This window comes from Streptomyces sp. NPDC054975 (genome assembly GCF_053609105.1).
On record NZ_JBSGWV010000005.1, the window covers coordinates 241,431 to 257,037 of the forward strand.

17 protein-coding genes are annotated in these 15,607 nt (G+C 71.2%); 10 read left to right on the forward strand and 7 right to left on the reverse strand.

Going from position 1 to position 15,607, the window contains the following annotated elements; all coding sequences use genetic code 11:
- Positions 1 to 6 precede the first annotated feature (6 nt).
- The gene (locus ACWF79_RS09085) at positions 7 to 504 is read right to left on the reverse strand and encodes a hypothetical protein (protein ID WP_453727395.1); all 498 of its coding nucleotides are present in this window, start codon (positions 502 to 504) and stop codon (positions 7 to 9) included.
- Between the two features lie 137 nt (positions 505 to 641).
- Here ACWF79_RS09085 and ACWF79_RS09090 point away from each other — a divergent pair, with 137 nt between their 5' ends.
- From ACWF79_RS09090 to ACWF79_RS09120, 7 genes are all read left to right on the forward strand, one after another.
- On the forward strand, positions 642 to 1,853 hold the full coding sequence (locus ACWF79_RS09090; protein ID WP_453727396.1) for a pyridoxal phosphate-dependent aminotransferase: 1,212 nt from the start codon (positions 642 to 644) through the stop codon (positions 1,851 to 1,853).
- Positions 1,854 to 1,935: 82 nt separating this feature from the next.
- Positions 1,936 to 2,340 (forward strand): SCO4983 family protein, encoded by a 405-nt coding sequence (locus ACWF79_RS09095; protein ID WP_453727397.1) that lies wholly within the window; start codon positions 1,936 to 1,938, stop codon positions 2,338 to 2,340.
- A 215-nt stretch (positions 2,341 to 2,555) separates the two neighbouring features.
- Positions 2,556 to 3,674 (forward strand): hypothetical protein, encoded by a 1,119-nt coding sequence (locus ACWF79_RS09100; RefSeq protein ID WP_453727398.1) that lies wholly within the window; start codon positions 2,556 to 2,558, stop codon positions 3,672 to 3,674.
- Positions 3,671 to 4,885: a toxic anion resistance protein gene (locus ACWF79_RS09105; protein WP_453727399.1), complete on the forward strand. Its 1,215-nt coding sequence runs from the start codon at positions 3,671 to 3,673 to the stop codon at positions 4,883 to 4,885. Before ACWF79_RS09100 ends, ACWF79_RS09105 begins: the two co-directional genes overlap by 4 nt.
- Complete coding sequence (locus tag ACWF79_RS09110) at positions 4,882 to 6,468, forward strand: substrate-binding and vWA domain-containing protein (RefSeq protein ID WP_453727400.1); 1,587 nt, start codon at positions 4,882 to 4,884, stop codon at positions 6,466 to 6,468. Before ACWF79_RS09105 ends, ACWF79_RS09110 begins: the two co-directional genes overlap by 4 nt.
- 7 nt (positions 6,469 to 6,475) lie before the next feature.
- Positions 6,476 to 7,048, forward strand: coding sequence for a hypothetical protein (locus ACWF79_RS09115; RefSeq protein WP_453727461.1), 573 nt, complete (start codon positions 6,476 to 6,478; stop codon positions 7,046 to 7,048).
- Positions 7,049 to 7,114: 66 nt separating this feature from the next.
- Complete coding sequence (locus ACWF79_RS09120; protein ID WP_453727401.1) at positions 7,115 to 8,038, forward strand: poly-gamma-glutamate hydrolase family protein; 924 nt, start codon at positions 7,115 to 7,117, stop codon at positions 8,036 to 8,038.
- A 151-nt stretch (positions 8,039 to 8,189) separates the two neighbouring features.
- Here the strand turns inward: ACWF79_RS09120 and ACWF79_RS09125 are convergent, their stop codons facing one another.
- Positions 8,190 to 10,016, reverse strand: a complete 1,827-nt coding sequence (locus ACWF79_RS09125) for a phosphoenolpyruvate carboxykinase (GTP) (protein ID WP_453727402.1) — start codon at positions 10,014 to 10,016, stop codon at positions 8,190 to 8,192.
- A 195-nt stretch (positions 10,017 to 10,211) separates the two neighbouring features.
- Here ACWF79_RS09125 and trhA point away from each other — a divergent pair, with 195 nt between their 5' ends.
- Positions 10,212 to 10,883 carry a PAQR family membrane homeostasis protein TrhA gene (trhA, locus tag ACWF79_RS09130; RefSeq protein WP_453727403.1) on the forward strand — a complete coding sequence of 224 codons (672 nt, stop codon included), beginning with the start codon at positions 10,212 to 10,214 and terminating at the stop codon, positions 10,881 to 10,883.
- Between the two features lie 3 nt (positions 10,884 to 10,886).
- Here trhA and ACWF79_RS09135 read toward each other — a convergent pair whose 3' ends face one another.
- Genes ACWF79_RS09135 through ACWF79_RS09145 form a run of 3 tightly spaced genes read right to left on the reverse strand, consistent with a single transcriptional unit; the run spans position 10,887 to position 13,076 of the window.
- The gene (locus tag ACWF79_RS09135; RefSeq protein ID WP_453727404.1) at positions 10,887 to 11,894 is read right to left on the reverse strand and encodes a glycoside hydrolase family 26 protein; all 1,008 of its coding nucleotides are present in this window, start codon (positions 11,892 to 11,894) and stop codon (positions 10,887 to 10,889) included.
- A gap of 1 nt (position 11,895) precedes the next feature.
- Positions 11,896 to 12,540 carry a vitamin K epoxide reductase family protein gene (locus ACWF79_RS09140; RefSeq protein ID WP_453727405.1) on the reverse strand — a complete coding sequence of 215 codons (645 nt, stop codon included), beginning with the start codon at positions 12,538 to 12,540 and terminating at the stop codon, positions 11,896 to 11,898.
- Between the two features lie 32 nt (positions 12,541 to 12,572).
- The gene (locus ACWF79_RS09145; RefSeq protein ID WP_453727406.1) at positions 12,573 to 13,076 is read right to left on the reverse strand and encodes a DUF5949 family protein; all 504 of its coding nucleotides are present in this window, start codon (positions 13,074 to 13,076) and stop codon (positions 12,573 to 12,575) included.
- 150 nt (positions 13,077 to 13,226) lie between these two features.
- Here ACWF79_RS09145 and ACWF79_RS09150 point away from each other — a divergent pair, with 150 nt between their 5' ends.
- Both ACWF79_RS09150 and ACWF79_RS09155 read left to right on the forward strand, forming a co-directional pair.
- Complete coding sequence (locus ACWF79_RS09150; RefSeq protein ID WP_453727407.1) at positions 13,227 to 13,637, forward strand: tyrosinase family oxidase copper chaperone; 411 nt, start codon at positions 13,227 to 13,229, stop codon at positions 13,635 to 13,637.
- Entirely contained in the window at positions 13,621 to 14,487 is an 867-nt protein-coding gene (locus ACWF79_RS09155; RefSeq protein ID WP_453727408.1) for a tyrosinase family protein, read from the forward strand. Before ACWF79_RS09150 ends, ACWF79_RS09155 begins: the two co-directional genes overlap by 17 nt.
- Positions 14,488 to 14,542: 55 nt before the next feature.
- On the opposite strand, the gene ACWF79_RS09160 is transcribed toward ACWF79_RS09155, so the two are convergent.
- Together ACWF79_RS09160 and ACWF79_RS09165 are read right to left on the reverse strand one after the other, a co-directional pair.
- Positions 14,543 to 14,824 (reverse strand): chaplin, encoded by a 282-nt coding sequence (locus tag ACWF79_RS09160; RefSeq protein WP_453727409.1) that lies wholly within the window; start codon positions 14,822 to 14,824, stop codon positions 14,543 to 14,545.
- 292 nt (positions 14,825 to 15,116) lie between these two features.
- The gene (locus tag ACWF79_RS09165; protein ID WP_453727410.1) at positions 15,117 to 15,590 is read right to left on the reverse strand and encodes a hypothetical protein; all 474 of its coding nucleotides are present in this window, start codon (positions 15,588 to 15,590) and stop codon (positions 15,117 to 15,119) included.
- Positions 15,591 to 15,607 lie beyond the last annotated feature (17 nt).

The window sequence follows — 15,607 nt, forward strand, 5'->3', positions numbered from 1 at the left end:
GTCAACCTACCTGGGGCGCTTGGACGCCCCCGGGGCCGAGCCCGACTTTCCGGGCTTCTCCATCCTGTCCGGGGAGTCCCCCTCCAGGGCGTCGGCCGTGGCGGAGGGCGAGGCGGTCGTGGTCGTGGTCCCCGACCGGGTCGCCGACGGGGTCGCGCTCGGGTCGGCCGGTGCGGTCGTGGCGCCCGGGCCCGGCGAGGCGCCGCTCGACGAGGCCCCGGTCCCCTCCTCCTCGCCGCCGGCCTCTCCCCCGCCCGGGGGATCGGCCTGGATCAGCGAGGGCGGCCCCGGGCGCCCGTCGTCTCCCGTGGGCGTCCCGACGGTCTCCCCGGCGCGGAAGGCGCCGGCGAGGGCCGCGACGAGGAGCCCGAGCCCGACGACTCCGCCGCCGGCGAGCAGCCATCGCGCGCCCGCGCGTGACCGTGGCGGCGCGTGCCGGCGGCGACGTCCCCCGGCCCCGCCGGCCGGTGAGGCGCCTACGGCGCGGTGGTCCTCGTGGCTCATGGCGCCGAATTCTAGGGAGCGGGGCCGCGTGGAGCGAGCCAGGTCACATTCCGGACGCGCGTGCCCGAGGTTCCCGTTCCGCCCGACGTGTCCCAAAACACGAGGCGCCTCGCGCCACCCCGCCGTAAGCTCTCGGCATGCAGGTGATCCAGTCCACGAAGCTCGCCAACGTCTGTTACGAAATCCGGGGTCCGGTGCTCGAAGAGGCGATGCGGCTTGAGGCTGCGGGTCATCGCATCCTCAAGCTCAACACCGGAAACCCGGCCGCCTTCGGCTTCGAGTGCCCGCCGGCGATCCTCGAGGACGTCCTGCGCAACCTCGCCGACGCGCACGGTTACGGTGACGCGAAGGGCCTGCTCTCGGCCCGGCGCGCGGTGATGAGCCACTACGAGACCAAGGGCATTCCGCTCTCCGTCGAGGACATCTACCTGGGCAACGGCGTCTCCGAGCTGATCCAGATGTCGATGCAGGCGCTGCTCGACGACGGCGACGAGGTGCTCGTCCCCGCCCCGGACTACCCGCTGTGGACCGCCTCGGTCTCCCTGGCCGGTGGCACGGCCGTGCACTACCGCTGCGACGAGCAGGCGGACTGGATGCCGGACCTCGCCGACATCGAGCGGAAGATCACCGACCGCACCAAGGCGATCGTGATCATCAACCCGAACAACCCCACGGGTGCCGTCTACGACGACGAGATGCTCCGCTCCCTCACCGAGATCGCCCGCCGCCACAACCTGGTCGTCTGCTCGGACGAGATCTACGACAAGATCCTCTACGACGGCGCCACGCACACCCCCACCGCCGCCATCGCGCCCGACCTCCTCGTCCTCACCTTCAACGGGATGAGCAAGAACTACCGGGTGGCCGGCTTCCGCTCCGGCTGGCTCGCGGTGTGCGGCCCCAAGGCGCACGCCTCCTCGTACATCGAGGGTCTGACGATCCTCGCCAACATGCGGCTGTGCGCCAACATGCCGGCGCAGCACGCGGTGGCCGCCGCCCTGCAGGGCCGGCAGTCGATCGAGGACCTGGTGCTGCCGGGCGGGCGGCTCCTGGAGCAGCGGGACGTGGCGTACGACCTGCTGACGCAGATCCCGGGCGTGACCTGCGTGAAGCCGAAGGGCGCGCTGTATCTCTTCCCCCGGCTCGACCCGAGCGTCTACAAGGTCAAGGACGACCGCCAGATGGTTCTCGACCTGCTGCGGGCCGAGAAGATCATGGTGGTCCACGGCACCGGGTTCAACTGGCACGAGCCGGACCACTTCCGGATCGTCACGCTGCCGAACGCCGCGGACCTGGCGGACGCGGTGACCCGGATCGGCACGTTCCTGGACGGCTACAGCCAGCCGTAGCCGCGCCGGCCTTCAGACCCCACTCAACTTTAGATTGAATCTAAGCTAGGATGGATCCAGAGATACTCAGGAGGCCATCCCCATGTACGAACCGATCCGCACGAAGTCGGTCCACCGGATGGCCGACGACGACCAGAACGCGTACCCGCACCGCTCCCGCGAGGAGGAGCTGGACATCCAGCTCGCCGGACATCTCGCCGCGCTGCTCGCCGTCACGGACGAGCTGGGCGACACGGAGGCCGGCGACCTCATCGCCCGGCAGGTCGCGCGACTGCGCGGCGCGCCGCCGGCCCGGCACGCGGGGCTGAGCGGCTCGGACACCCCGTCGCTCCACCGGCGCGCGCACGCCCTCGCGGGCCGTGCCCTGGTCGTCGCCGCCTCCCGGGCCGACACGGCCGCCGCGATCCTGGCCGCCGAGCGCATGGACGCCCACACCGCGGCCCTGACCGCACCGGAGACCGCACCCGAACTGGTCACCACCCCCTGACGGCCCCGGTCCGCGCGCGTCACCGCCGCGCGGGCCGGGAGCCACCCACGTCAGACGCACGGGAGCCACCCACGTCAGGCGAGCGGGGCGAGCCCAGGCTCTGCACCCTCCACCCCTGAACCCCCAACCCCCGCGCCCACACGCCAGTTCCTCGCACTCCGGTTCCGTACCGGGATCACCACTTCACCCCTCGTACACCCAACTCCCCCTGGAATGTGGGCTTCCGCGAGCAATCTGCCCTCGTGAGACGCATCCTGGGAATCGTCCTGGCCGTCCTGCTCCTGGGCGGTGTGGCCACCGTCCTCCTCATGGGCGGCGGCAAGGACAAGGGCACGGCAACGAAGACCGTGCGAGGAGTGATCGGGTCGGAGAAGGCGGAGTTCTTCGCCGACCCCAAGGTGGTGCAGGCCCTGGCCGACGAGGGCTTCACCGTGCGGACGGAGACCTCCGGGTCCTGGGACATGGAGGAACTGCCCCTCAAGGGCTACGACTTCGCGTTCCCGTCCGCCAAGGCGCCCGCCGACGAGCTGCGCGCCAAGAACGGGGTGAAGGCCGCCGCGCTGCGGCCCTTCTACTCGCCGCTGGTCGTCGTCGCCCACCGGGGGGCCGCCGAGGTGCTCGCCGACAACGGCCTGGTCGCGTTCAGCCCGGGGGGCCAGACCGGCACCCTGCGCATGGAGCCGTACCTGAAGGCCGCGAAGGCCGACCGGACCTGGCAGCAGCTCAAGGGCTCGGCCGGGAGGCCGGAGCTGAGCGGCACGGTGTTCATCACCTCGACCGACCCCGTCGCCTCCAACTCCGGCGCGCTCTACCTCGCCGCCGCGAGCTTCGTCGCCGACGGCGGCAAGGTGGCGGGCGACAAGGCGGCCGTGAACCGTACGGCACCGCTGATGCGCAAGCTGATCGAGGTCCAGGGGGCCCAGCAGTCCAGCTCCGACGCCCCGTTCCGCGACTTCATCAGCGGCGTCGGCAACCAGCTGGTGCTCGTCTACGAGTCCCAGGTGGCCTCCCAGCTCCTCGCGAAGCGGCAGATGGGCGACCTCGTCGTGCTCTACCCGGACACCACGGTGATCAGCGACCACACGGTCGTCCCGCTCACCGACAGCGGTCGCGAGCTCGGTGAACTCCTGACGAACGACAAGGAGTTGCGCGAGCTCGCGGTGCGCCACGGCTTCCGCCCGCAGGGTGCCGCCGCCGAGTTCACGGCCGCCACCGCGGAACTCGCGGACCGCCTCAACCAGAATCTGACCGGGGTCCGCCAGGCCCCCGTGCCCACCAGCGAGGTGCTGCACGACATGGCGCGACGGGCCCGCAACCAGGGGGACACCGCATGACCACGCCCGACCCTCGCACGCCCACGCCCACGCCCACGCCCCACGACCCCGCCACCGCCCAGCTGGTCCTGACCCCGCCGGAGCCGGTGCCCCCGGTCCGCCCCGAGCAGGCCTCGGGTCTCGTGCCGCTGGACGACTCGGTCGTCACGGAGACGAGCCGGCGCGCGGTCGAGTACGTCGACTCGCTCGCCGGGCTCGACACCCGCTCACCCGAGTTCGCGGGCCGCATCGGGGAGATCGCGGCCCTCGGGGCCGGTGAGATGCGCAGCGCGGCCGCCCAGTCGAACCGCATGCTCGACCGCACGGTCCGCTCGCTGAGCGAGGCGGGCGGCGACGCGCAGTCCCGGGTCGGTTCCTCGCTCGTCGAGCTGCGCCGGACGGTCGAGGACCTCGACCCCCGGGACACCCCCGGCAGGGGCGCGCGCAAGTTCCTGTCCAAGCTGCCCGGCGGCAACAGGCTCCGCGACCACGTCGCCAAGTACGCCTCCTCGCAGGGCACGCTGACGAAGATCGTCGGTACGCTCCGTGGCGGCCAGGACGAACTGCGCCGCGACAACGCGGCGTTGCAGACCGAGCGGGCCCGGCTCTGGGAGACCATGGGCAAGCTCCAGGAGTACGCGGTGCTCACCGAGGCCCTCGACGCGGCCGTCGAGGAGCGGATCGCGTTGACCCCGGACCTGGCGGCCGCGGACGCGCTCCGCTCCGACGTGCTCTTCCCGGTCCGCCAGAAGCACCAGGACCTGCTGACGCAACTCGCCGTCTGCGCACAGGGATACCTGGCGATGGACGTCGTCCGGCGCAACAACGACGAGCTGATCAAGGGTGTCGAGCGGGCGGCGACGACCACGGTCTCGGCGCTGCGCATCGCGGTCATGCTCTCCTCCGCCCTGGAGAACCAGCGCAAGGTGGCCGAGCAGGTCGACGTGCTGCGCTCGACGACCGAGGACCTGATCCGGGGCAACGCGGAGATGCTGGCGACCCAGAGCGGCGAGATCCAGCGCATCGCCGCCGACCCGGCGGTGGGCGTGGAGACGCTGCGCACGGCGTTCCAGCAGATCTACCGGACGCTCGACGCGATCGACACGTACAAGGTGCGGGCGACCGAGTCGATGGCGGCCACGGTCGAGTCCCTGACCGCCGAACTCCAGACCGCGAGCGCCTATCTGGGCCGCGCCCGCCGTGCGAGCGCCCTGGAAGGCGGCCTCGAATGAGATCCCTGCGCCGCCGCGCGGCATCCGCGCTCGCCCTCCTCGCGGCGTTGACCCTGGCCGCCGCCTGCACCGACGGCGGCGGGGGCGGCGGAGACGGCGACGGCACGGGGGGCGACCACGCCGGCGCCCCGTACACCCTGCGCGTCCTCGCCTCCTCCGAACTCGCCGACATGGAGCCCGTCCTCGAAGAGGCCCGGACGAAGACCGGGGTCACCGTCAGGCCGACCTACGCCGGCACGCTCGACGCCGTCGAGCAGATCGCGTCCGGCGCGGCGGAGAAGGCGTACGACGCGGTCTGGCTCTCCTCCAACGACTATCTGCGGCTGCGCCCCGACACCGCGAAGAAGATCACCGGCGAGACGCCGATCATGACCTCGCCGGTCGCCCTCGGCGTCCGCCCGGGCGCCGTGTCCGCGCTCGGCTGGGACCCCGCGAAGGTCACCTGGTCGCAGATCCACCAGGCCGTCGCCGACAAGAAGCTCGGTTACGGCATGACCGACCCGGCCCGCTCCAACTCCGGCTTCTCCGCCCTCGTCTCGATCGCCTCCGGTCTCTCCGGCGCCCAGTCCGCCCTCACCGAGAAGGACGTCACCGCGGCCACGCCGAAGCTGAAGGAGTTCTTCGGGGGCCAGAAGCTGACCTCCGGTTCCTCCGGCTGGCTGGCCACCGCCTGGTCCCGTCGCACGGACGTCGACGCGCTGATCAACTACGAGTCGGTGCTGCTCAACTCGGCCGAGAAGCTCACGGTCGTCCGCCCCGCCGACGGTGTCGTCACCGCCGACTACCCCTTCACGCTGCTCACCGCGGCGAGCCCGGAGGCCAAGCAGGCCGCCGCGCGCCTCACCGCCCATCTCCGTACGCCCGAGGCCCAGCGGATGATCACCAACCGGACGCTGCGCCGCCCGGTGGTCCCGGGCGTGGAGCTCGCGAAGCCGCTCACCGCCGACCAGCGCCGCGAACTGCCGTTCCCCGGCAGCCGCGCCGTCGCCGACGGCCTCCTCGACGCGTACGAGAACAAGCTCCGCCGCCCCTCGCGCACGGTCTACGTCCTCGACACCTCGGGCTCCATGCAAGGCGAGCGGCTACAACGGCTCAGGTCGGCCCTCGCCGAGCTGACCGAGGACTTCCGGGACCGCGAGACGGTCACCCTGATGCCGTTCGGCACGTCGGTGAAGCAGAACGAGGTACGCACGTACACGGTCGACCCGGCCGCCCCGAAGAAGGCCATCGATGCCCTGCGCACCCAGGCGAACGGGCTCTCCGCCTCGGGCGGCACGGCGATCTACTCCAGCCTCAAGGAGGCGTACGAACACCTCGGCACCGGCCCCGAGGGCGACACGTTCACCTCGATCGTGCTGATGACGGACGGCGAGAACACCGACGGCGACCCGGCCGGCGCGTTCGACGCCTTCTACCAGGAGCTGCCTCCCGCCCAGAAGCGGACGCCGGTCTTCCCGATCGTCTTCGGGGACTCCGACCGCACCGCCCTCGACCACATCGCGAGTCTCACCGGCGGCCGGCTCTTCGACGCCACCCAGGGCTCGCTCGACGGAGCCTTCGAGGAGATCCGTGGCTACCAGTAACCCGGTCATGCGGTACCTGGAGTCCCGCAAGAACCTCACCGGCAGCGCCTGCGGCATCGTGGGGCTGGCCCTCTCCTTCACCGGCGCGGCCGGCTCGCTCTGGCCCCTGGTCGTGGTGGCCCTCTACACGGCGGGGGCGCTGATCGCCCCGCCCGAGCGGCCGCCCGCGCCCGCGTTCCCGAACGCGGAGGAGCAACTGGACTCCCTGCGCTCGGACTTCGCGACCCTGCGCGCCTATCTCACCGAGGTCGAGCTGCCGCCTGCCGCGGCCGACCGCCTCACCGCGCTCGACACGCTCGTCGAGGCGCTCCTCGAACCCGGCTGGGTCAGCGACCCGGAGCACCTGCACGTCCTGGCGCGCGCGGTGCGCCAGGACATCCCGGAGGCGGTGGACACCTTCGTACGGACCCGGTGGTGGAGCCGGGTCACGCCGGGGACGGAGCCGCCCGAGCGCCATCTCGAACGGCAGCTGACCGCGCTCCACGAGGAGGCGGGGCAGATCGCCGCCGCCCTCCAGGACGCGGAGGCGATCCGGCAGGAGGCGCACACCCGCTATCTGGAGGAACGCGGCAGGTCCTGACCGACGGGCTGTTCCGCGCCGTGGCTGAAAGCCCCCCGCACCAACACGATCGGTTATGTTCCGGCCATGACTACGGATCACCCTTCCGCTCCCCGTGCCGCCTCCCGTCGCACGGTGCTCACCGCGTTCGCCGCCGCGGCCACGGCGGGCTCACCGCTCCTGGCCCAACTGGCCTCCGCCGCCCCCGCGTACGCGGCCCCGACCGCGGCCGCGGCGGAGACCGAGTACGCCTCGAACACCGCGCTGTACCGGGAGCTCGCGGGCCAGGAGGGCACCACCTTCAGTCGCCGGTACCGCCGCCACGAGCAGTTCGACACCTCGATGACCACCGTCGCCCCGGTCCGGCGCACCGCGATCCTCGCGCTGCACGGCGGTGGCATCGAGATCGGCACCAGCGAACTCTGTCTGGGCATCGCCGGATACAGCCCGAGCGACGCCGCCGGCGCCCCGGTCCTGCCGACCGTGCACGACTACTGGATGTTCGAGGGCCTGCTCTCCACCGGCAACAAGGACCTGCACGTCACCTCGAAGAACTGCGACGACCACGTCGCCGTGGCGACCGCAGCGAGCCACCTCAACGTCCTCAGCCTGCACGGCTGTACGTTCGACCAGCTGAAGCTGCCCACCAGCACCTACCCCCCGACCGGCGACCGCCGGATGGCCGTCGTCGGCGGCCTCAACAAGGCGTTCCGTACGGAGCTGGTGAAGGAGCTGAACGCGGCGGGCTTCCCGGCGATCGACTCCCTCGCCCCCGCCTGGGCCTCGCTGCTCACGGAGTACAACGGCGACCACGCCGCCAACCCCTGCAACAGGACGATGCTCGGCATGGGCGCGCAGCTGGAGCTGACGACCGAGCTGCGCAAGAGCCTCTTCGAGGACCCCGACAGCCGGGGCGGCCGGGCGACCAGCTGGAACGGCGAGTTCCTGAATTTCCGCGACGCCTGCCGTCGGGCGATCGCGACCGTCGAGGCGGCTCAGCCGCTGCTCTGACACGGGGACGCACCGGCATGCGGGAACGCACCGGCCCCCGGAGCCGTGAGGGGGCTCCGGGGGCCGGTATGCATCGTGGCGGACCGTTCGTGACCCCACTGGTCAGGGCGGTGTTCGGGGCGACCCGCCACGAGTCTCGCGGTGCGGGTGACTAGCCCAGGCGCTCGACCAGCGCGCGGTACTCGTCCCACAGCTCCTTCGGCGTGTGGTCGCCGAAGGTGTTCAGGTGCTCGGGGACCAGGGCGGCCTCCTCGCGCCAGACGTCACGGTCGACCTTGAGCAGGAACTCCAGGTCCTCCGCCGGCAGGTCCAGGCCTTCGGTGTCGAGCGCGTCGGCGGTCGGCAGGATGCCGATCGGGGTCTCGACGCCCTCGGCCTTGCCCTCCAGGCGCTCCACGATCCACTTCAGGACGCGGCTGTTCTCGCCGAAGCCGGGCCAGACGAACTTCCCGGCCTCGTTCTTGCGGAACCAGTTGACGTAGTAGATCTTCGGCAGCTTGGACTGGTCCGCGTTCGCGCCGACCTTGATCCAGTGGGCCATGTAGTCGCCCATGTTGTAGCCGCAGAACGGCAGCATGGCGAACGGGTCGCGGCGCAGCTCGCCGACCTTGCCCTCGGCGGCGGCGGTCTTCTCGGAGGCGACGTTCGCGCCGAGGAAGACACCGTGCTGCCAGGTGAAGGACTCGGTGACCAGCGGGACGGCGGAGGCGCGGCGGCCGCCGAAGAGGATCGCCGAGATCGGCACGCCCTTCGGGTCCTCCCACTCCGGGGCGATGGTCGGGCACTGGCCGGCCGGGACGGTGAAGCGGGCGTTGGGGTGGGCGGCCGGCGTCTCGGACTCCGGCGTCCAGTCGTTGCCCTTCCAGTCCGTGAGGTGCTTGGGCGCCTCTTCGGTCATGCCCTCCCACCACACGTCGCCGTCGTCGGTGAGCGCGACGTTGGTGAAGACGGAGTTGCCCCACAGGGTCTTCATGGCGTTGGCGTTGGTGTGCTCGCCGGTGCCGGGCGCGACGCCGAAGAAACCGGCCTCGGGGTTGATCGCGTAGAGGCGGCCGTCCTCGCCGAAGCGCATCCAGGCGATGTCGTCACCGATGGTCTCGACCGTCCAGCCGGAGATCGTGGGCTCCAGCATGGCGAGGTTGGTCTTGCCACAGGCGGACGGGAACGCGGCCGCGACGTACTTCGACTCGCCCTGCGGCGGGGTGAGCTTGAGGACCAGCATGTGCTCGGCGAGCCAGCCCTCGTCACGCGCCATGACGGAGGCGATGCGCAGCGCGTAGCACTTCTTGCCGAGCAGGGCGTTGCCGCCGTAGCCGGAGCCGTAGGACCAGATCTCGCGGCTCTCCGGGAAGTGCGAGATGTACTTGGTGGAGTTGCAGGGCCACGGCACGTCCTCCTCGCCCTCCGCGAGCGGGGCGCCGAGGGTGTGGACGGCCTTGACGAAGAAGCCGTCGGTGCCGAGCTCGTCGAGGACGGCCTGTCCCATGCGGGTCATGGTGCGCATGGAGGCGGCGACGTACGCGGAGTCGGTGATCTCGACGCCGATGGCGGAGAGCGGGGAGCCGACGGGGCCCATGCAGAAGGGCACCACGTACATGGTGCGGCCCTTCATCGAACCGCGGAAGATCCCCTTCTCGCCCGCGAAGATCTCCTTCATCTCCGCCGGGGCCTTCCAGTGGTTGGTCGGGCCCGCGTCCTCCTCCTTCTCGGAGCAGATGAAGGTCCGGTCCTCGACGCGCGCGACGTCGGACGGGTCGGAGGCGGCGTAGTACGAGTTCGGGCGCAGCGTGGGGTCGAGCTTCTTGAACGTGCCCTTCGCGACGAGCTCCTCGCACAGGCGCTCGTACTCGGCCTCGGATCCGTCGCACCAGACGATGCTGTCCGGCTGCGTGATCTCGGCGATCTCGTTCACCCAGGCGACCAGTTCCTGGTGCTGGGTGGGGACGGCGGTGGTGGGAGCCGCGTTGTCGCGCGCCACGATTGCTCCTTGATGAGGGGTTTTTTGATGTCTGCCCCGTGGGGGCTGCGACCCGGATGCGTCGTAGCTGCTCATCCGGTGCCGACCACACTCATTTGATCATCCGACGCAAGTGCCCATATGTCCAGAGGGCCGCCCACGTGAGCATCGCCACTCATATCCGAGACCTACGGACGCGTAGGTAGCATTCGAGCCATGACTTCCGCCATGCCCTCGGTGAACGAGATAGAGCAGTTCGTGAAGCCCCGGCTGAGGGGATGGCTGCACGCCGGGATGTTTCCCGCGGTGATCGTCTCGGGCGTCGTCCTCGTCGCCCTCGCCGACTCGCCGCGCGCCCGGATCGCCTGCGGGGTGTACGTCCTCACGGCCTGCCTGCTCTTCGGCATCAGCGCGCTCTACCACCGGGGCAACTGGGGACCGCGCGGCGAGGCGATCCTGCGGCGCCTCGACCACGCGAACATCTTCCTGATCATCGCGGGCACCTACACCCCGCTGACCCTGCTGCTCCTCCCCGACTCGACCGGGCGCCCGCTCATGTGGGCGGTCTGGGTGGCCGCCGCCGCGGGGATCGCCTTCCGGGTCTTCTGGGTCGGCGCGCCTCGCTGGCTGTACACGCCCTGCTACATCGCGATGGGCTGGGCGGCCGTCTTCTTCCTGCCCGACTTCATGCGGGCCGGCGGCATCGCCGTCCTCGTCCTGGTGATCGTCGGCGGCCTGCTCTACAGCGCGGGCGGGGTCATCTACGGCCTCAAGCGACCGAACCCGTCCCCCCGCTGGTTCGGCTTCCACGAGGTCTTCCACTCCCTCACGCTCGCGGCCTTCATCGTCCACTACGTCGGCATCTCCCTGGTCGCCTACGACGCGTAAGGGTCAGGGGCCGCCCGGCGCCCCCAGGGCGCCCCTGACCACCTCGCCCGACTCCGGGTTGTCCGCGCACCCCCACACTCCGTGAGGGCAGTAGTCGGTGAACGTCTGGTAGACCGGCCGGTGCCGCGCGAACCAGTCGAGCATCCCGCGGACGTACGCCGGGTTGTCCCCGTTCCGGAAGAGCCCCCACTCCGGATACGAGACGGGCTTGCCGTGCGCCGCCGCGAACCGCACATGGTGCGCGAGCCCGAACTCCTCCGTCACCTGCTCCTCGAAGCCGAGCCCCTCGGGCTGGTCGTAGGCGTCCAGCCCGATGATGTCGACGTACGCGTCGCCCGGGTAGCAGCGCGGCCACTCCACGGCGTCCCGCCCCCGGCTCGCCGTGAAGTCGAACCGGAACCGCTGCCCCGGCACGTCCCGCAGCACGGCCACGACCCGCTTCCAGTACGCCTTCCAGGCCTCGGGGTCCGGCCCGCAGCGATGGCTGTAGGTGGTGCCGTTCATCTCCCAGCCCAGGACCAGGACCGCGTCGGAGAGCCGGTGCGCCACCAGCCGCTCGCCCAGCGTGCGGAAGTGGCCGTCGTACGATCCGGCCGCCCCGCGCCGCAGCCCCGCCCGGACCTCCTCGTCCGACAGCCCCTCCTCGCTGCGGTCGAGCAGCGGCACGTTCAGGACGAAGAGCCGCCCGGGCCGCTCCTCCTTCCACCGCGCCCACGGCTCGAAGAGCGCGGGATGGCCCTCGATGTTGGACCACCGGTCGCCGGGGAGGTAGGTGTGCCCGACGGTCAGCGACGCACCACCGAGCCAGCGCTGCACGTCGGCGATCCGCGCCACCCCCGCCGCGTCGGAACCGGTGAAGAAGCCGGACGGAACGTTCAAGCGCTCGGGAACGGCCTCGGGCACGGGCGCGGGCCCCCCGGTCGAGAGGCGGCCGGGAGGCAGGACGACCAGCGCGAGAACGGCCGCGAGCAGCACGGTCAGTGCGGCCCGCGGCCAGGAGAGGAGGGTCACGTCAACTGGTCCAGAAGTCCCACCAGCGCGTCAGGATCAGCATGCCGATGATCCCGATGTGCAGCACCGGCAGGGCGAAGGTGAACTCCTCGAAGAACCCCTTCACGGCGGCCGGCGCCGGCAGCACGCCCGAACGGACGTTGTGCGAGGTCACGTACCAGAACATGACGAGGGTGGCGACCCAGGCGAGGCAGCACCAGAGGCAGAGCGCGTTGATCTCGTACAGCGACTGGTACATCAGCCAGGTGCAGAATCCGACGCCGAAGAGCATGCCGGCGTTCAGCCCGAGCCAGAACCAGCCGCGGTGGCGGGCACCGGCGAGCACCCCGGCGCCGATCGCGACGACCATCGCGTACGTCACGAGGCCGAGCATCGGGTTCGGGAAGCCGAAGACCGCCGCCTGCTCGCTCTTCATGATGTTGCCGCAGGACACGACCGGGTTGAGGCTGCAGCCCGGCTGGAAGTTCGGGTCCTCCAGGAGCTTGAACTTGTCGAGCGTGATCACCCAGCCGGCCAGCACCCCGGCCGCCCCGGTGATCACGAGGAGCAGGCCGAGCGCCCGGCTCGCGCCGACCGTCCCGACGGTCTCCGCGGACTCCTCCTGCCGCTGTCCCGGCACTCCGCCCCGTACGTTCACCGTCGCCATGCCGCCACCCCCTCCTCTCCTTGGCTCTCCGCTCAGCCCAGCAGGCTGCGCACCGGCAGCAGGACGTGCGCGGCGGCCGCCACGACCTGGTCGTCGGTGACGAAGGACTTCAGCTTCTCCTCGGTGACCGCCTCACCGGGCACGGCGTCCGGCCAGGGGCGCACCGAGACGATCAGGTAGGCGTGCCCGTTCTCCTTGACGGCCGCCTCCCACTCGGCGGGCACCGGGCACTGGGCCTTCATGAAGGGCAGCGTGAGCACCGCCCGCTGTGCCTCGACGAGCAGATGGGCGCCGGTGCCGCGCTCCTGCGAGGCGTCGACGACCCGGTCGCCGATCGGCAGGCCCATGCCTTCGAGGGCGGCCCGCATCGCTTCCTCGCCGGCCTCGGGGCCGTCACGGCCGTCCCCGAGCGAATACACCATCAGAAAGGGGGTGACGGGGGTGTCGGCGGTGGGGCCGATGGTCCACGGAACGACGGTCAGCGTTCCCAGCGGATTGTCGCTGCGCGCCGCGGAAACGACATTTGGAGTGGTCATGCCTCGGGATGCTAGGGGACGAACGACCGCCGACCCGCGCCGAATTCACTCGATCGGCCGACATTCCACCCGCTGGCATTTCGCTCGCAACGAAGTCGGGATTCCATCGTTGTGCCCTGAGGGCATTCTCCGACCGCTTGGAGACCATTCATGATCGTCCCGCGCCGCGTCGCACTGCGTTCCCTCTTCACCGTGGCCGTCGCCGCCTTCACCGGCGGCGCCCTGGCCCGCATCGCCGGCACCCCGCGTGAGCGGTCCGCCCGCGCCACCTCGGACGCGTCCTCGAAGGACGTCTTCGACGAGATGTACCGGGGGCGGCACATCCGGGGCCTCGCGGGCCCGTCGGGCGAGCCCCTCGTCCTCGTCGACGGTCGGCCGCTCCATGTGATGCGCCGGGCCGACGGGGGCTTTCTCACCCCCCTCGACCACTACGAGTCCCATGCGACACCGCTGGCCGCCACCCGGGCGGCCGTGGACGAACTGGGGTCCGCCCCGCTGACCCGCTACGCCGCCGCCCACGGCGTCCATCAGGGAGGGAGCCCGCGTGGCCTACACACGTAAGAACCAGCGTGACCTGACGAGCGCCGAGCGGAGGAAGTTCGTCTCCGCCGTCCTGGAACTCAAGCGCCGGGGCACGTACGACGACTTCGTCCGGACGCACATCGACTACTACGTCGCCGACGGGGACGACCGCCTCCGCGTCGCCCACATGACGCCCAGCTTCCTGCCCTGGCACCGCAAGTTCCTGCTGGAGTTCGAGCGCGCGCTGCGCGGGATCGACCCGACCGTCACCGTCCCGTACTGGGACTGGACCCGGGACAACACCCCGGCCGCCTCCCTGTGGAGCGAGGACTTCATGGGCGGCAACGGCCGCCGCGCCGACCTCCAGGTGATGACCGGCCCCTTCGCGTACGCGGGCGGGCGCTGGACGGTGAAGCACGCGATGACCGAGGGCAAGTTCCTGACCAGGGACTTCGGCCGCCCACACGATCCGATCACGCTGCCGACGAAGGCGCAGCTGGACACGGTGATGCGGGAGACCGTGTACGACGTGGAGCCCTGGAACTCCACCAGCCGGTCGGGGTTCCGCAACGCGCTGGAGGGCTGGGCCCCCGGCCGGGGCAACGACCGCTTCCGGATCCACAACCGGGTGCACCGCTGGGTCGGCGGCCTGATGCTCGGCGGCGCCTCCGTCAACGATCCGGTCTTCTGGCTCCACCACTCCTTCATCGACCTGCTCTGGTCGCGCTGGCAGGAGCGCAACCCGCGGGCCGGCTACCTCCCGACGGAGCCGCCGCAACTGGGCGAGTCGCAGTACCGCCGGATCGCGGCCCGCGACGAGAAGATGGGGCCATGGGGGGTCACCCCCGCCTCGATGCTCGACCACAGCGCGATCTACCGGTACGCATGACGCGGACGTCCCCCCGGCCGACGGGCCGGGGGGACGTCAGGACCTTGCGGGAGTGTCAGCCGCCGTAGCCGCCGTCACGGTGGTCGCCACCGTGACCGTCGACGTTCGCGCAGGTGTTGCCGAACGCCGGGTTGATCAGGCCGATGACCGAGACGGTGTTGCCGCACAGGTTGATCGGGATGTGGATCGGGACCTGGATGGCGTTGCCCGAGGCGACACCGGGCGAGTGGGCGGCGACGCCCTGGGCGCCCGAGTCGGCGACGGCCATGCCGGCTCCGCTGAGGGCAACGGCACCCGTGCCGGCGAGAACAGCGGCAGCCTTCGCGATGCGAGACATCAAGAACTCCTTGGACGTGGAAAGGCGACCGCGAGAATCACGGCCGACATTCCCGTTCAACGCCGCAATGGCGTGCGGGTCACGGCCTTTAGGCCGGATGGGACGAATGGGCGAGCGAAAGGCCCGCAGAACCGCTGGGCCGCCCGCCGTCGGATACGACGGAGCGAGCCCGGGAACTGCGGGCCACGGCCATGCGACCAGCCTTCAGTTGTAACGAGCAACGACCCCTCGGGTGGCGGGGAAGAATCGTGTCTTCACCCGCCTGGTCATTGGTCGTACAAACGAACGCGGGTCAGGCCGTCGGCTGCGCCAGACCCAACTGCGAGCCCAGCGCCCCGCGCAGCGCCGGAGCGACGACGCCGACCTCCGGCACGGCGAGGTCCGGCAGCCCGAGCCGGTCACCGCGCGGCGTGACGACCGGGTTGCCGACCGTGGCACCGGGGGTGGAGGCCGCCATCTCCGAACGCGGGGTGGTGAACAGGGCCTGACCGGGCTGGCTGCCCTCGATGACCTCGGGGAGGTCGGCGGCGAGGACGGTCTCCGGGAGCGTGCTGGTGAACGGCACGCGCGGCAGGCCGACGTCCGGCAGCCCGGACTGCCCCTGCTGGAAGCCGGTCGGGCCTCCCGGGACGGGCAGGGGGACGCCGGTGGCCACCGTGGGGGCGTCCATCGGGATCACCGGCTCCAGTCCCTGGAGCGGCACGACGACCGGCGCGTTGGCGGCGACGGCGGGGGAGGTCACGGCCGCGGAGGCGAGAGCGGTCATGAGGATTCCCATGCCGG

What these genes read in the sequence shown, in the direction of transcription:
- ACWF79_RS09165 (WP_453727410.1), bottom strand. Translation starts at nt 15,590, where the DNA reads ATGACCGCTCTCGCCTCCGCGGCCGTGACCTCCCCCGCCGTCGCCGCC.
- ACWF79_RS09105 (WP_453727399.1), top strand. Translation starts at nt 3,671, where the DNA reads ATGACCACGCCCGACCCTCGCACGCCCACGCCCACGCCCACGCCCCAC.
- trhA (WP_453727403.1), top strand. Translation starts at nt 10,212, where the DNA reads ATGACTTCCGCCATGCCCTCGGTGAACGAGATAGAGCAGTTCGTGAAG.
- ACWF79_RS09090 (WP_453727396.1), top strand. Translation starts at nt 642, where the DNA reads ATGCAGGTGATCCAGTCCACGAAGCTCGCCAACGTCTGTTACGAAATC.
- ACWF79_RS09140 (WP_453727405.1), bottom strand. Translation starts at nt 12,540, where the DNA reads ATGGCGACGGTGAACGTACGGGGCGGAGTGCCGGGACAGCGGCAGGAG.
- ACWF79_RS09145 (WP_453727406.1), bottom strand. Translation starts at nt 13,076, where the DNA reads ATGACCACTCCAAATGTCGTTTCCGCGGCGCGCAGCGACAATCCGCTG.
- ACWF79_RS09110 (WP_453727400.1), top strand. Translation starts at nt 4,882, where the DNA reads ATGAGATCCCTGCGCCGCCGCGCGGCATCCGCGCTCGCCCTCCTCGCG.
- ACWF79_RS09095 (WP_453727397.1), top strand. Translation starts at nt 1,936, where the DNA reads ATGTACGAACCGATCCGCACGAAGTCGGTCCACCGGATGGCCGACGAC.
- ACWF79_RS09120 (WP_453727401.1), top strand. Translation starts at nt 7,115, where the DNA reads ATGACTACGGATCACCCTTCCGCTCCCCGTGCCGCCTCCCGTCGCACG.
- ACWF79_RS09085 (WP_453727395.1), bottom strand. Translation starts at nt 504, where the DNA reads ATGAGCCACGAGGACCACCGCGCCGTAGGCGCCTCACCGGCCGGCGGG.
- ACWF79_RS09150 (WP_453727407.1), top strand. Translation starts at nt 13,227, where the DNA reads ATGATCGTCCCGCGCCGCGTCGCACTGCGTTCCCTCTTCACCGTGGCC.
- ACWF79_RS09115 (WP_453727461.1), top strand. Translation starts at nt 6,476, where the DNA reads ATGCGGTACCTGGAGTCCCGCAAGAACCTCACCGGCAGCGCCTGCGGC.
- ACWF79_RS09160 (WP_453727409.1), bottom strand. Translation starts at nt 14,824, where the DNA reads ATGTCTCGCATCGCGAAGGCTGCCGCTGTTCTCGCCGGCACGGGTGCC.